The 14,032-nt window shown below is 35.3% G+C and carries 15 protein-coding genes and 1 tRNA gene; 7 read left to right on the forward strand and 9 right to left on the reverse strand.

Annotated elements, in window-relative coordinates; translation table 11 throughout:
* Positions 1 to 185 precede the first annotated feature (185 nt).
* Genes FLY87_RS00595 through FLY87_RS00605 form a run of 3 tightly spaced genes read left to right on the forward strand, consistent with a single transcriptional unit; the run spans position 186 to position 3,600 of the window.
* Positions 186 to 1,583, forward strand: a complete 1,398-nt coding sequence (locus FLY87_RS00595) for an efflux transporter outer membrane subunit (protein WP_141266079.1) — start codon at positions 186 to 188, stop codon at positions 1,581 to 1,583.
* A gap of 2 nt (positions 1,584 to 1,585) precedes the next feature.
* Positions 1,586 to 2,530: a universal stress protein gene (locus tag FLY87_RS00600; protein WP_141266080.1), complete on the forward strand. Its 945-nt coding sequence runs from the start codon at positions 1,586 to 1,588 to the stop codon at positions 2,528 to 2,530.
* Positions 2,531 to 2,544: 14 nt separating this feature from the next.
* Positions 2,545 to 3,600 carry an acyloxyacyl hydrolase gene (locus FLY87_RS00605; protein WP_141266081.1) on the forward strand — a complete coding sequence of 352 codons (1,056 nt, stop codon included), beginning with the start codon at positions 2,545 to 2,547 and terminating at the stop codon, positions 3,598 to 3,600.
* A 3-nt stretch (positions 3,601 to 3,603) separates the two neighbouring features.
* Here FLY87_RS00605 and FLY87_RS00610 read toward each other — a convergent pair whose 3' ends face one another.
* Both FLY87_RS00610 and FLY87_RS00615 read right to left on the reverse strand, forming a co-directional pair.
* Entirely contained in the window at positions 3,604 to 4,728 is a 1,125-nt protein-coding gene (locus FLY87_RS00610; protein WP_141266082.1) for an ABC transporter permease, read from the reverse strand.
* A complete protein-coding gene (locus FLY87_RS00615; protein ID WP_255446949.1) occupies positions 4,725 to 5,852 on the reverse strand; it encodes an ABC transporter permease in 1,128 nt (375 codons plus the stop codon). Before FLY87_RS00615 ends, FLY87_RS00610 begins: the two co-directional genes overlap by 4 nt.
* 132 nt (positions 5,853 to 5,984) lie before the next feature.
* On the opposite strand from FLY87_RS00615, the gene FLY87_RS00620 reads away from it, so the two are divergent.
* A complete protein-coding gene (locus tag FLY87_RS00620) occupies positions 5,985 to 6,380 on the forward strand; it encodes a nucleotidyltransferase domain-containing protein (protein ID WP_141266084.1) in 396 nt (131 codons plus the stop codon).
* The gene (locus FLY87_RS00625) at positions 6,373 to 6,795 is read left to right on the forward strand and encodes a DUF86 domain-containing protein (RefSeq protein WP_038059172.1); all 423 of its coding nucleotides are present in this window, start codon (positions 6,373 to 6,375) and stop codon (positions 6,793 to 6,795) included. Before FLY87_RS00620 ends, FLY87_RS00625 begins: the two co-directional genes overlap by 8 nt.
* Here FLY87_RS00625 and FLY87_RS00630 read toward each other — a convergent pair.
* A complete protein-coding gene (locus tag FLY87_RS00630; RefSeq protein ID WP_141266085.1) occupies positions 6,792 to 8,546 on the reverse strand; it encodes an ATP-binding cassette domain-containing protein in 1,755 nt (584 codons plus the stop codon). The two genes, FLY87_RS00625 and FLY87_RS00630, sit on opposite strands and share 4 nt — an antisense overlap.
* Before the next feature lie 129 nt (positions 8,547 to 8,675).
* Positions 8,676 to 9,626 carry an HlyD family secretion protein gene (locus tag FLY87_RS00635; protein ID WP_012545543.1) on the reverse strand — a complete coding sequence of 317 codons (951 nt, stop codon included), beginning with the start codon at positions 9,624 to 9,626 and terminating at the stop codon, positions 8,676 to 8,678.
* A gap of 82 nt (positions 9,627 to 9,708) precedes the next feature.
* Here FLY87_RS00635 and FLY87_RS00640 point away from each other — a divergent pair, with 82 nt between their 5' ends.
* Positions 9,709 to 10,077, forward strand: coding sequence for a DnaJ family domain-containing protein (locus tag FLY87_RS00640; protein ID WP_028842486.1), 369 nt, complete (start codon positions 9,709 to 9,711; stop codon positions 10,075 to 10,077).
* Here FLY87_RS00640 and FLY87_RS00645 read toward each other — a convergent pair.
* Positions 10,078 to 10,164 (reverse strand) — tRNA-Ser (locus FLY87_RS00645).
* A gap of 39 nt (positions 10,165 to 10,203) precedes the next feature.
* Here FLY87_RS00645 and mnmA point away from each other — a divergent pair.
* Positions 10,204 to 11,232, forward strand: a complete 1,029-nt coding sequence (gene mnmA, locus FLY87_RS00650; protein ID WP_012545186.1) for a tRNA 2-thiouridine(34) synthase MnmA — start codon at positions 10,204 to 10,206, stop codon at positions 11,230 to 11,232.
* Here mnmA and argC read toward each other — a convergent pair.
* The 4 genes from argC to FLY87_RS00670 form a co-directional block, all read right to left on the reverse strand.
* Positions 11,207 to 12,247 carry an N-acetyl-gamma-glutamyl-phosphate reductase gene (argC, locus tag FLY87_RS00655; protein WP_141266086.1) on the reverse strand — a complete coding sequence of 347 codons (1,041 nt, stop codon included), beginning with the start codon at positions 12,245 to 12,247 and terminating at the stop codon, positions 11,207 to 11,209. The two genes, mnmA and argC, sit on opposite strands and share 26 nt — an antisense overlap.
* A 1-nt stretch (position 12,248) precedes the next feature.
* A complete protein-coding gene (gene rpsI / locus FLY87_RS00660) occupies positions 12,249 to 12,641 on the reverse strand; it encodes a 30S ribosomal protein S9 (protein WP_373920408.1) in 393 nt (130 codons plus the stop codon).
* A gap of 11 nt (positions 12,642 to 12,652) precedes the next feature.
* Positions 12,653 to 13,084 carry a 50S ribosomal protein L13 gene (rplM, locus tag FLY87_RS00665; RefSeq protein ID WP_012544931.1) on the reverse strand — a complete coding sequence of 144 codons (432 nt, stop codon included), beginning with the start codon at positions 13,082 to 13,084 and terminating at the stop codon, positions 12,653 to 12,655.
* Between the two features lie 147 nt (positions 13,085 to 13,231).
* The gene (locus tag FLY87_RS00670) at positions 13,232 to 13,972 is read right to left on the reverse strand and encodes an N-acyl homoserine lactonase family protein (RefSeq protein ID WP_012545445.1); all 741 of its coding nucleotides are present in this window, start codon (positions 13,970 to 13,972) and stop codon (positions 13,232 to 13,234) included.
* Positions 13,973 to 14,032: the final 60 nt, after the last annotated feature.

The raw sequence follows: 14,032 nt of genomic DNA on the forward strand, positions 1-14,032 counted from the left end.
AGAAACAAGGTAAGGACAGTGAAATGAGGTTAAGAAAGATTAAGGAACACTTTTGCCAATCTATTGTGTTAACCGAAAGAGTTACTCCAATCTGTCATTCTGAGCAACCTCAATGGGTGCGAAGAATCTCTCTTTTTTTCAAAGAGAGAAAGGAAGAGATTCTTAGCCTGATTTGCAAGCTCAGAATGACGAAAGAGACTGTAATTTTCATACTGCCCCTGTTACTTCTTTCCTGCACAATGATTCCCGAATACAAAAGGCCTGATGCACCTGTGCCTAAAGAATGGCCTCATGGTGATGCCTATAGTTCCATTAATTATGAAAAATCACCAAAAGCCACAGAACTTAAATGGAATGAGTTTCTTACCGATGCAAAACTTAAGAAAATCATTGAAAAGGCTCTATCCAACAATAGAGACCTGAGACTTTCAGCCCTTAATGTTGAAAGAGCAGCTGCCTATTATGGTATTCAAAGGGCAGAACTTCTTCCAGCAGTTGATGCAATAGGCACAGGTTATAGAGAGAGAACCCCTGCAGACCTTTCACGCACAGGCAAGGCAGAGACAACTTCAAAATACAGTGTAAGTCTTGGTATTACCGCATGGGAGATTGATTTATTTGGAAGGCTTCGGAGTCTAAAAGAAATGGCACTTGAGCAGTATCTTGCCCAAGAACAGACGCATAGAGGAGTAAGACTTGCTTTAATCTCTGCTGTTGCCACTGCCTACTATACCTATGCAACTGATAAAGAGAATCTCAAACTGGCAAAGGAAACCCTTAAAGCTCAACAGGAATACTATGAATTAATGAAAAAACGATATGAAGTGGGAGTAATTTCAGAAATAGACCTTCACAGAGTAAGGACACAGGTAGATACAGCCCGTGAAGCTTTAGCACGATATACACAGGCATTGGCTCAGGATAAAAACAACCTTGACCTTCTTGCTGGGGAAATACTTACTGAAGAGCTCTTGCCAGAAGGGCTTGACAGCTTAGCCTCTCCAAAGGATATTTCACCGGGTCTTTCTTCTGATATACTCCTTAATCGTCCTGATATTATGGCAGCAGAACACACACTCAAGGCATACAATGCCCAGATAGGTGCAGCAAGAGCAGCCTTTTTCCCAAGGATTTCACTTACAACACTCTTGGGGACAGCATCTGCTGAACTTTCAGGCCTATTTGAAGGAGGTTCTAAGGCATGGAGTATTCAACCACAGGCAATAATGCCAATCTTTGATGCAAGAGTATGGGCAGCCCATGAAGCTGCAAAGGTTGAAAGACAGATTGCTCTTGTTAATTATGAAAAGACCATTCAGACAGCTTTCAAAGAAGTATCCGATGCTTTAGCAGTAAAGGGCACAGTAGATGAACAGCTACAGGCAATTGAATCTCTTGTGCACTCTCTTAGTGAAACCTACAGGCTTGCAAAAATAAGATATGAAAACGGAATTGACAGCTACATGAGTGTCCTTGATGCGCAGAGGTCATTGTTTCAAGCACAACAGCAGCTTAACAGTGTAAAGCTTCAAAAATATGCAAATCTATTAACCTTATATAAAGTTATTGGAGGAGGAGAATAAAAATGAAAAAATGTTTTTTTGAAAAAATTTTACTTCCTGTGGACAGAAGTGAGCATTCAAGAAGGGCAGTTAATTTTACTGGCTTATTACTTTCAAAAATGGAAAATATTCTCCCTGAAGTAACTCTTTTTCATGTCATTACAGGTCAACATTTAAGTGAAATTTTAAAAAGTATACATTTGAAAGAAAAGGATATTAAGGATTATGAATTTTTTAAAAAAAGCAAAGAAAAATATATTAAAGAATTCATTGAGCCTTTTTTACATGAATATGCAGAAATATTAAAAGAAGCAGGTTTTAAAGGAGAAATAAAACAAGAAATAGAAGAAGGAGATGCAGGAAACAAAATAATTGAAATTACAAAGGAACAAAAATTCTCTGCTATCATGATGTCCCGAAGGGGTATGTCAGAAATAAAAAGTCTTATTCTTGGCGGTGTTTCAAACAAAGTTATCTGCAGTCTAAAAAATCAAAATATATATATCGTAGGACAAAAAATTTATGAAGAAAATCATTGCCCAGTTCCTTATATCCTTATTCCTGTTGATGGCTCGGAATATTCTATGAAAGCAGTTGAGCATGGTGCATGTCTTGCAAACTTTGTTAAAGGAATAAAAAAAATTACCATTTTACGAGTAGTCAATATTTCTTTATATCTTGAAAGAATACGACAGGGTATAGACCCAGAGGAAGAAGCAAAAGATATTCTCATAAAAGCCCAAAATGTTTTTCTTAAAGAAGGTATCTCTCCTGAATTGATTAAAACTAAAATCCTCGTTGGATTACCTGCTGAAGAAATAGTCAGAGATATACAGGAACATAATTACAATCTTGTAATCATGGGAAGAAAAGGTCGTTCTGCATTGAAAAGTCTAATTTTTGGTGGTGTAAGTTCAGCAGTAATAAACAGATGTCTTGAGCCAACAGTTGCAATTATAAATATGTAAACAATAAAGCAGTCATGAAAAAAATAACTGTAATTGGCTTAATTGGGGAAGAAGGTTCAGGAAAAACGATAGCAGCAGATTATCTTGCAATGAAACATGGATTTATAAAGTATTCTTTTGAGACTTTTATTAAAAACATATTAGTTATGTCAAAAATGTGCAGTATAAATGAATTATATATTGAAAAAACCATGTACTCAAGATGGCTTACATTGAAATTAATGCAAATATTAAGAGAATATGTTGATGAAAATTATCTTGTAAAAAAAATGCTACGGAAAATTGGTGAGTTGTTGTCTAATGGGCATAAAAAAATAGTTATTGAAGATGTGAAATTTGAAAATGAAGTAGAGTTAATAAAACTATTTCATGGCAAACTCATAAAAATTATTAAACCCTCCCCTGACCCATTAGCAGTTCATCCTATGGAAAAATTTATTGATACCCTCTCCTATGATTTTATTTTAGAAAACAATTCAAATTTAATAGAATTCTACTCACAAATAGATAATATAATATTTTCTCTTGGAGGTATAAAAATGATATGCAGAATTTATTTATTTGCCATTTTTTTATCTTCATCTATTCTATTTTTACCCTTTTATTCTTATTCACAGGATAAAAATTTTGAATTAGGATTTGGTTACGGAAGAAATCTTCTTGAAAGTTTATCTACAAATCAGTTTCTTATTGCTCCAGCAGTAAATTTCAAAATTCCTGAGATGAAAAATCTCTGGCTACATCTTGAAGGAAATATTGAAATAATTAATGATAATAACACCACAGTGGTGGTAGGAGTAGCACCTATGTTGAGACAAATTTTTTCAGAAAGTATACAAATAAAACCATTTATTGAGGCCGGTGCTGGAGCAAACATAACAACCCGCAATGGAGTTGAAAATAAAAGATTCGGTGGCTGTTTTATATTTAGTCTAATGGGTGGTGCAGGAGTTGAGTTTAAATCAGGAATAAAAATTTCTTATAGATTCAGGCATCTTTCTAATGGAGGATTATATTCGCCAAATGAAGGATTAAACTCTCATTATCTGATTTTGTCATTTAGTTTTTAGTATTTACTTAGCAAAGGTTTTTCTGAAACGGTAAACTGAAAAACCAAATAAAACAGCACCAAGAAGAATTATCCCCACTATATCATGCCAGACATACTTTATTCCATTACCTTTAAAAAGGACACTGTAGCCAAAATCAATAAAATATCTCATTGGTGAAATAAGGCTTAAATACTGCATCAGTGGCTGCATTGACTCTGGAGGGGTCCATGCACCTGAAAGCATAAGCATCGGTGTAAGAATTACAAGCATAAGCATCATTGACTGAGCAAGATTTCTTGCCACAGTTGCAATGGCTATACCTAAGGATGACATGGTGAAAACATAAAAAAGCATCACAGGATAAAACAAAAATAAACTACCTCTTATTGGAACTTTAAAAATTCCTTTAATCACGAAAAAAATGCTTAAAAAAGACAGAACCCCCACTGCAAAGATTGTAGGAGTTATCTTTGCAAAAAATATCTCCCATGTCCTGGCAGGTGTTACAAGAAGCTGCTCAATAGTTCCATATTCCTTTTCTCTTACAAGGGCTGCTGCAGTTACAAGAAGGGAAACCATAGTGGTTACATTAAAGAATTCAAGAAGGCTCATAAACCATGCCGTTAAAATATTTGGGTTAAAATGAACCCTTGTTCTTTCATCTATAAATGGAATTTCATTGAAAAATCTATTAGTTACTCCCAATTTCCTTTCAAAAACCTCTATGGCATAGTTATATGTTATTGATGATACATAAGCAACAGCCATAGTTGCTGACATAGACATTGTTCCATCAATAATTACCTGAATTTTTGCTCCTCCGCTGTCAATCTTTCTTTTAAAATCAGGAGGGATAACAATAGCCATGGAGGCTTTCCCGCTGTCAAGCCAATCAATGATTTCTCTGTCAGTCTGGACAAAGGCAAGGATTTTAAAATAGGGTTTTTGAAACCTGCTAATCAGTTCTCTACTTTCAGGACTATGGCTCATGTCATAAACAATTGTTGGAAAATTTCTTACTTCCATTGATACTCCATGCCCCGCAGTATATATCATGCCTGTGAATCCCCATAGAAGAATAAAAAGTAAGACTCTGTCGCGCATAAGATGGGTCATCTCTTTTTTTATAAGTGAAAGAAGTCTCATCCTATTCTTTTCCTGAAAAATAGAATTGTTAAAGAATATACAAAAACAGCATAGAGAAAAAGTGATAGAAGATTAGGCAGGTAATAACTGAATCCAAGCCCTTTAAGATACACCCCTCTTACAACTCCGATAAAGTATGTTGCAGTAATAAATTTGCTCATTATTTGACCTGTAAGTGGCATGCTTGTAACTGGTGAGAAAAATCCTGAATACATAAATGAAGGTGTAATTGTGCCCAAGAATGCAATAAGCATTGCTGAAATCTGAGTCTTTGCTATCATTGATATAAATATCCCGATTCCAATTGTGCAGGAAAGATAAAGCAGAGTAGCAATAGTAAGCAAAAAAAAGTTTCCAATAAATTTGGCTTTAAAAAACCCAACTGTGATTATGAAAAGAATAATGTATGTGATAAAAGATATAGTTATGTAAGGTATTGCTTTACCAAAGACAACCTCCCATTTTTTTACAGGTGAACAGTAAAGATTAAAAATACTGCCTGACTCCTTTTCCCTAACAACAACCAATGAGGCAATCAAGACAGGGTAATACATAAGAGTTATGACAAGCATTCCAGGAAGTATAAAGTTTTTACTTTCAAGTGCTGGATTATACCAGGCTCTCATTTCAGTTTCTATTGGAAATCGTATTGATACTCCTTTCATTGAAGTATACTCCTCAAGAATTCTTTGATTGAACTGATTTTTAATTGCGGATACATATCCTTTTATTACTTCTGCACGTGATGGAAATGAGCCATCAATGAGAAACTGCACCTGAGTTTTCTGTCTGCTGTAAAGTTTCCTTGAAAAATCAGGAGGTATCACTACGACAACCCTGCATTTACCTGATTGAATTAATTCATAGGCTTCATCATAGCTATCTATAAGTGCATAAAACCTGAAATACTCTGAGTTTGTAAATGAGTATCTATAATCCCTGCTTAAAGCTGAACGATCAAAATCAAGAAATGTCACAGGAATGTTCTTTACATCAAGAATCAATCCATATCCCATCAGTAACATTATTACTACAGGCACAAAAAGAGCCAAACTAAGATAAAGAGGGTCGCGAAGTAGCTCTCTGAATTCCTTTTTAAGTATGGCAAGGAGACGTTTGGGCATTTTCATAGGTTTTAGAGTAATGAATTTTGATATAATAAATCAATTTAAATACATGAAATCCCATACTAAAATAATCATCGGGGACAGTAGAAGGATGCTTGAAATTGGGTTGTCCTATGCTATACTTTAAATATGAATGCTTCAGACAGGGAAAAATTTGAGGAACTGGCAAAAAAATTCAGAATCCATTTTATCCTGCTTTTTGGCTCAAAGGCTGAAGGCAAGGAAAGCCCTGAAAGTGACACTGATATTGCTGTATATGCAGACCATGTGCTTTCTGAAGAGGAAAAAATAAATATTATCTTTGAACTTTCCTCTATCCTAAGGACTGAAAAAATTGATCTTGTTGATTTAAAAACTGCTTCACCATTACTTAAAAAGAAAATTTTTGATAATTATAAACTCCTGTTTGTAAAAGATAGTTTTCTACTATATCAAGCTGAACTGTCCGCTTTACATGAATATGAGGAAAGTAAAATACTCCGTGAAATATTGAATGAAAGGGTTAAGGAGTTTGCCCGTGATTGATAAGGAGTTCATAAAAACAAAACTTTTTCTGATTAAATCATATTACGAGGAGCTTGAACAGATACTTTCCTTCTCTGATTCAGAAATAAAAGAGGATTTCATAAGATTGAGAGCTATAGAAAGATTAATTCAGCTCATTGTGGATGAAATTATTGATATTAATACTCATATTATGAGATATCAGCCATTAAAATTATCCATTGACTTTCAAAGTAGTTTCTTGATTCTTGCCGAAAATAATATTCTTCCAGAGTCTTTCGCAAAAAAAATCGCACCTGTTGTTGGATTGAGAAATAGGCTTGTTCACAGATACGAAAAAATTGATCTGGATCTCCTCTTGAATTTAATCAGAAAAAATAAAGACGACTTTATTGAATATGTCAAACATATTCTGGATTTTATTCAAAAATCCTAATCTTTTTCACTCTCCCTTATATAATCCACAAAGGCTTCTTGAAGGGGAACATGACTAAGGGTGGTTTCAAACTGTTTAATCCCTGCATTTTTTAATATCTCATTTATCTTTTGTTGGGTAGCCTCAGGTTCAAAACTTCTTATGAATATTTTACTACCATAGATTGAGATTTCTTTAAAATTTTTCGTGAGTAAATCATACACTTCCATAAATTCTTCGCTCTTTACCTGAATGAGGCTTCCAGAGATTTTTTCAGAGTTTTTCTTTATTTCTTCAGGGCTTCCTTCTGCTATTACTCTTCCCCGATGCATAAGACAGAGGCTATCACAGTTTTCAGCTTCATCCATGTAGTGAGTTGAAACAATCACTGTTACATTTTTGTCTCTTGAAAGCTTAAAAATAATCTTCCAGAAACTTCTCCTTGCAACTGGGTCAACTCCGCTTGTTGGTTCATCAAGAAATAATACAGGTGGTTCATGTAAAAGTGCACAGGCAAGAGCAACTCTCTGCCTTATTCCAAGTGGAAGGTCTTTGGTTAGTCTTTCCTCAAATCCTTTCAGTCCAAGCATTTCAATTACTCCGCTGAAGTCATTATTTTTTACACTGTAAAGTCCTGCATAAAGCCTCATGTTTTCCTTTACTGTAAGGTCTCTGTAAAGAGAGAATCTCTGAGACATATAGCCGATAATACCCCAGACTTTGCTTCTGGCCTTTTTTACATCATAGCCAGCAATTTTAATTTCTCCCTCTGTTGGCTCAAGTAGTCCACACATCATCTTTATTAGAGTTGTTTTGCCTGCACCATTTGGTCCAAGAAGTCCAAGTATCTCTCCCTGCCCTACTTCTAAGTTAACTGAGTCAACCGCCTTAAACTTTCCAAATGTTTTTGTTACTGAATGGCATGAAATGATAATTTTTCCACCCTCTATGGAGATTCCTCGCAGACCCTTCGCCTGCGGCTCAGGGCTACGCTTCGCTTCGGCTCGGAATGATGAAGGATAACTAATATTCAGTTCAGCCTTTTGCTTTGCTTCTGCTACTTTCTCTATGAAAACCTTTTCCAGATTACCCAGTTCCTCAGGTCTGTCCTGAAGAAGTATCCTTCCTTCATGCATTAAAGCAATCCTGTGGCATCTCTCTGCCTCATCCATGTAGGATGTGGAAAGCAAAACAGTCACACCTCTTTGTCTTACAAGTCCGTGAATAATATTCCAGAAATCCTGCCTTGAAAGGGGGTCAACTCCTGTTGTTGGTTCATCAAGAAGAATTATGTCTGGTAGATGTAGCAGAGTACATACAAGGGCAAGCTTTTGTCTCATTCCACCAGAAAGTGCCTTTGCCTGTCTTTGAAGAAATAGAGTTAGCCTTGTTATTTCAAGTAATGTTTTTTTGTTTTTTTCAAATACCTCATCAGGAATTAGTCTAAGTCCTCTGAAAAACTCAATATTTTCCTCAATTGAAAGGGAGTCATAAAGATTAAGTCCCAATCCCTGAGGCATGTAGCCAATAAGAGCTTTAACTTTCTCTGGGTTTTTTGTAACATCTATATCATTTACAAAGGCTTTGCCACCATCTGCCTTAAGCACCCCCGCTAAAATCTGTATTATTGAGGTTTTTCCAGCACCATCTGGACCAATAAGACCAAAAACTTCGCCTTTGTTAACAGAAAAAGAAACATTATCAACTGCTTTGATTTTTTTATAGCTTTTACAGAGATTTTCAACTTTTATGACAAAATTTTTCTCAATCATGTGCCACTTTTTTATTATTCTTATGGCATGAAAAACTTAAAGGATGCTCTTTTTTTGTTAGAGATTCCTCGGGACATTTAGTCCCTCGGAATGACAAAAAAGGATGTGGACATTTGCTTTTGATAAATATTATCGTGGCTTTATCCAAGGTGCGTCATCTTTCCACTTTATTACAACATCAGCAGGCATTCCTGGCTTAAGCAATCCTTCAGGATTTTCAACTGAAACTTCAACTCCAAAAACAAGTTTCACTCGCTCTTCTTTTGTTTCAACATTTTTCGGAGTAAACTCTGCTTGCTCATAAATTTTTGTGATTTTGCCATTGAAATATTTGTCAGGATAGGCATCTATATACACTCTTGCTGGTAGCCCTATCTTTAGCTTTCCTATTTCTGGTTCAGGAATATAAACCTTGACATAAAGCTTGTTTAGGTCAACCATTACATAAAGCACAGTCCCTGGATTTACAACCTCGCCAACCTCTACAGGTCTACTTAAAATCACTCCTCCAGCTGGTGAGTAAATCTTTGTCTCATTCAAATCAGCCTGAGCTTCCTTTATTCTTTGTTCAGCTGCTCTGTAGCTTGACTCTGCTTGAGTTATAGCTTTAACTGCTGCCTCAACTTCAGCCTGTGCTGATTCATACTGCATTTTAACTCTATCAAAATCGCTTTTTGAAACAAGTTCCTCTTTAAGAAGGCTACTGTAACGGTCATAATCCTTCTTTGCCTTCTCATAAGAAGCCTGAGCCTTTATAAGATTTGCTCGAGCCTGAGCAATTGAAGAATAATAAGCCTGAGCCGTCTCAACCGCATTTCTATATCTTGCTGTAAGTTGTTCGGAGTCAATCTCGCAAAGAAGTTCTTCCTGTCTGGCAGTATCTCCTTCATCTTTGTAAAGTTTAGTAATTCTACCCTGAATTTTTGGGGATATATTTGTTTCTCTGCCTTCTATTCGTCCACTTAGGATAATAAGTCCTTCTGGAAATTTGGTTGTTTTTGTTATGACTATGTAAACTAAAGAAAAAATAAAAATCAAAATAACAAAAACTATTAAGAGTTTTTTGAGATTAATTTTCACTGTTTTTATTATATAGATTGTTTTTTCGGAAATTCAATCTGATTTGACATTTATAGAGTTTTTTCTGGCATCATAAAATATGATGAATATATTTGAAAAAATTGCTGAAGAAAAAATTCGTGAAGCAATGGAACAGGGGCTATTTGATGACCTTCCAAATAAAGGAAAGCCCCTGAAATTTGAAGACATGAGCTTTGTTCCTGAAGACTTAAGACTCGCATATAAAATCCTTAAAAATGCAGGATGCATACCTCCTGAGATGGAGATAAGAAAAGAGATAATAGACTTAAAAGATTTACTCAAAACAATAGATAACGATGAGGAGAGAATTAAAAAAATCAGAGAACTCAATTTTAAACTACTCAAATTCAATATAGGCAGAAAGCGTCCCTTTTATCTTGAGGATTTTCCAGAATACGAAGACAAAATACTTCAAAAATTTATCGGATAACGGAGAGGGAGGGATTCGAACCCTCGGTGAGGTTACCCCCACAGCGGTTTTCGAGACCGCCCCAATCGTCCACTCTGGCACCTCTCCAGAAAGTTTATAATAAATTATATCACCAAAAGCTGACTTATGGAAAAAGTTCTATTAGCAATGAGTGGAGGCATTGATTCATCCGTAGCAGCCTATTTACTGAGAGAAAAGGGAATGGCTGTGGAGGGAGTTTTTTTTATTCTCTTTGATGAACCTGCAAATATTGAACTCGCAAAGCAGACAGCTAATTTCCTCAATATAAAGCTTCATATAGAGGATTTAAGAGAAAAGTTTAAAGCTGATGTAATTACACCTTTTTTTGAAGGCTATAAAAAAGGAATTACACCAAATCCCTGTGTGATATGCAATAAAAAGATAAAATTTCCCCTGCTGAAATTCTTAGCAGAAAAAGTTAAGGCGAATTACATAGCAACAGGTCATTATGCAAGAATTGTAAGAATAAACAATATTCCCCTTTTAATGAAGGGAATTGACCCCAAAAAAGACCAGTCCTATTTTCTATATGGAATTGAAAGGACTTTGTTATCTCATATTATTTTTCCATTGGGAGAATACACGAAATATAAGATAAGAGAAATAGCAGAAAAAGTGGGGATTCCATCAAAGGTAGCAGAAGAAAGCACAGAGGTATGCTTCCTTAGAGATAAAAGGTACTACGAAAGTATCAGACCTACAAAAGGAGGTCCGATAATTGAAATGTCTACGGGAAAAATCATAGGGCAACACAGGGGGATTCATCTCTATACTATTGGGCAAAGAAAAAGATTAGGTATTGCCTCACCCCATCCTCTTTACGTTGTCAAGATAGAGCCTTCTGAAAATGCCGTTTATGTGGATTCTAAGGAAAAGGCTTTTATGAGAGAGTTTGTTGTAAATGAGCTTAACTGGCTTTGTGATATAGAAAAAGAAGAATTTAGCTGCCAAGTAAAAATTCGCTATGCAATGAATCCAGAAAAAGCTACAGTTACCCTAATTAATAAAGACAGAGCCAATGTTGTTTTTGAAAAACCTCAATTTGCACCTACCCCTGGTCAGAGTGCAGTTTTTTATAATGGGGATATTGTTTTAGGGGGAGGAGTAATTAAGGAGATAATGCAAGGTTTTTAAGGGCTTTTGTCTCATCAATTCCGAACATGATATTCATGTTTTGAACTGCCTGCCCTGAAGCCCCTTTTACAAGGTTATCTATCGCAGAGATAAGAATTATTCTTCCTGTTCTTTGATTAACAACAACGCCTATATAGCAGTAATTCGTGCCTCTTACATATTTTATAGCAGGAACCTGTCCCTCTGGCATAATTTTAATAAAGGGCTCATTTTGATAGGCTTCTTCCAATACTTCTATGGCTTCTTTGGTTGTGATATTTTTGTTTAATTTTCCGTAGATAGTTGATAAAATTCCTCTGTTTAATGGTAAAAGATGGGTGGTAAAATCTATTGTTATGTCTTTGCCAGAGGCAAAGCTTAACTCTTGTTCAATTTCAGGAGTGTGTCTGTGTTTTGCCACATTGTAAGCTCTAAAATCCTCATTTACTTCGCAGTAGCTTAAAGTTACCTCCGTTTTTCTCCCAGCCCCAGAAGTTCCAGATTTTGAATCCACCACTATTGTATCTAAGTTAATCAACTCTTTTTTCAAAAAAGGATAAAGGGGTAAAATTGCGCTTGTAGGATAACAGCCAGGATTGGCAATAAGTCTCGCTTTTTTTATTTTATCCCTGTATATTTCTGGCAATCCATATACTGCTTCTTTAAGGAGTTCAGAATAGGAATGGGGAGTTTTATACCATTGTTCATAAACCTTTGAATCTTTTATCCTAAAGTCAGCAGAAAGGTCTATGACTCTTTTGTTAGCCTCTACAAGTAATGCTCCTACTTCCTGAGATTTTCCATGAGGAAGAGCAAGAAAGTAAACGTCAGCTCTATCTTTTATTTTTTCAATATGAAGGTTTTCAAATTTAAGGTTCTTATAGATAAAAAAAGCAGGGAAAAGCTCTGAAACGCTTAACCCTGCTGATTTTTCACTTGTAACACCTACTATTTCAACTTCATCATGTCCTGCAAGAATTCTCAGGAGTTCACTTCCTGTATAACCACTTCCACCACATATGAAAGCTTTAAGCATTTTATCTCTTGGAGAACTGGAATCTCTTTCTTGCCTTTGGTTGACCGTATTTCTTTCTCTCTACCTCTCTTGGGTCTCTTGTAAGAAGTCCTTCCTTTTTAAGTTTTGGCTTGAGGTCTGGATTAAGATTAACAAGAGCTCTTGCAATGCCATGCCTTATAGCACCTGCTTGCCCACTCAAACCACCACCACTTACATTAACCACTACATCATATTTACCTGTTACACCAGCTACATGAAATGGTTGATAAAGAAGCATTCTTAATGTTTCTCTTGAAAAATACTCTTCAATTGGCTTGTTATTTACTGTAATTTTACCTGAGCCTGGTAATAAAATAACTCTGGCAACTGACCTTTTTCTTCTTCCTGTGGCTAAATTCTCAGACATTCCTATCACCTCAAACTTTAACTTAATTTAAGAGGTTCAGGTTTTTGAGCAATATGAGGATGTTCCGAACCTCTGTAAACTTTTAGTTTTTTTATCATTTTTCTACCCAATCTTGTTTTAGGAAGCATACCCCAGACAGCATCAACTATAACTTCTTCAGGTTCTTTTTCAAGTCTTTCCTTTAGAGTTTCTGCTTTCAAATTACCCATGTAACCGGTATGATGATAATAAATCTTATCGGTAAGTTTTTTCCCTGTTACTTTAATTTTTTCTGCATTGATAACCACTACAAAATCACCATTGTCTACATTTGGAGTGTAGGTTGGCTTATTTTTACCCATTAAAACCTTTGCAATTCTTGAGGCAAATCTTCCCAGCGTTTGCCCATTAGCATCAAAAATAAACCAACGTCTGTTTACTTCTTCCTTTTTTACAAAAACTGTCTTCATATTTATCCCTCTCTTCAGAAAAATTATTAACCAAGACTTAAAATTATAAATTACCTTAAAAAATATTTATTTGTCAAATTTAGAACTCTTTTGTCCTTGTTTCAAGGAAAATAGCTATCTATTTGTCTAAGCCGCAGACATATTCAATTATGGAATTGTTTCAATAAAAGCATATTTTGGTTCATGAAGAGGGATTAATATATCCGCCAGTTCCTTAGTTTTCAATAAGATATCATAGGCTTCATAGGAATTCACCAGAGTTCCAGGAGGTATTACCTCCATACCCATCCCGAGTATTTTAGGTGGTGGATTAAGATTTTCCTCAATTACACAAAATCCTGTTATTAATGCCTTACCTTTTTCAGTATCTATAAGAATGGACATTCCACCTGGAGTATGGGCGGGTGCTTGAATCATTTTTATTCCAGGAAGAATCTCTGCATCTTCTTTTAAAGCAATAATCTGCTCATTGTTTTCAACTTCTGATATAAAGTCTTCGTTATATCTAAAATCAAGAGCATGAGGATTATGAATTTGTTCTAATTCTTTTTCGTGAACATAAAATCTGGCATTAATGCACTTTGAGTCATTCTCACAATGGTCATTATGTAGATGGGTATGAAGCACAATGTCAATATCTTCAGGCTTTAAGCCATATTTTGCAAGCCCTTCTTCAAAGGTGTAAACTTTGCCAATAGCTTTTTCAATTTCAGTAGAACTTCTGGGCGCGAACTCTCCTGTATCAATCAAAATATTTTTATCGCCACCCTCTATATACCATGAAAATATAGGTATTACAAAAGGTTTTCCATAATCATGCTGATAAGTCATCATACCCTTATCAAATATCTTTGCACCCATAACAATTGGATGTATTTTATAAATCATGTTTTTATACTAAATAGTTTTGATAGAATTATGTCAAGCTATTTTATACCTCAAACGACC

The organism is Thermodesulfovibrio sp. Kuro-1, assembly GCF_006538445.1.
GTDB lineage: Bacteria > Nitrospirota > Thermodesulfovibrionia > Thermodesulfovibrionales > Thermodesulfovibrionaceae > Thermodesulfovibrio > Thermodesulfovibrio yellowstonii.

What these genes read in the sequence shown, in the direction of transcription:
- FLY87_RS00610 (WP_141266082.1), bottom strand. Translation starts at nt 4,728, where the DNA reads ATGAGACTTCTTTCACTTATAAAAAAAGAGATGACCCATCTTATGCGC.
- FLY87_RS00630 (WP_141266085.1), bottom strand. Translation starts at nt 8,546, where the DNA reads ATGATTGAGAAAAATTTTGTCATAAAAGTTGAAAATCTCTGTAAAAGC.
- FLY87_RS00640 (WP_028842486.1), top strand. Translation starts at nt 9,709, where the DNA reads ATGAATATATTTGAAAAAATTGCTGAAGAAAAAATTCGTGAAGCAATG.
- FLY87_RS00620 (WP_141266084.1), top strand. Translation starts at nt 5,985, where the DNA reads ATGAATGCTTCAGACAGGGAAAAATTTGAGGAACTGGCAAAAAAATTC.
- rplM (WP_012544931.1), bottom strand. Translation starts at nt 13,084, where the DNA reads ATGAAGACAGTTTTTGTAAAAAAGGAAGAAGTAAACAGACGTTGGTTT.
- FLY87_RS00615 (WP_255446949.1), bottom strand. Translation starts at nt 5,852, where the DNA reads ATGCCCAAACGTCTCCTTGCCATACTTAAAAAGGAATTCAGAGAGCTA.
- FLY87_RS00605 (WP_141266081.1), top strand. Translation starts at nt 2,545, where the DNA reads ATGAAAAAAATAACTGTAATTGGCTTAATTGGGGAAGAAGGTTCAGGA.
- FLY87_RS00600 (WP_141266080.1), top strand. Translation starts at nt 1,586, where the DNA reads ATGAAAAAATGTTTTTTTGAAAAAATTTTACTTCCTGTGGACAGAAGT.
- FLY87_RS00595 (WP_141266079.1), top strand. Translation starts at nt 186, where the DNA reads ATGACGAAAGAGACTGTAATTTTCATACTGCCCCTGTTACTTCTTTCC.
- argC (WP_141266086.1), bottom strand. Translation starts at nt 12,247, where the DNA reads ATGCTTAAAGCTTTCATATGTGGTGGAAGTGGTTATACAGGAAGTGAA.
- mnmA (WP_012545186.1), top strand. Translation starts at nt 10,204, where the DNA reads ATGGAAAAAGTTCTATTAGCAATGAGTGGAGGCATTGATTCATCCGTA.
- FLY87_RS00670 (WP_012545445.1), bottom strand. Translation starts at nt 13,972, where the DNA reads ATGATTTATAAAATACATCCAATTGTTATGGGTGCAAAGATATTTGAT.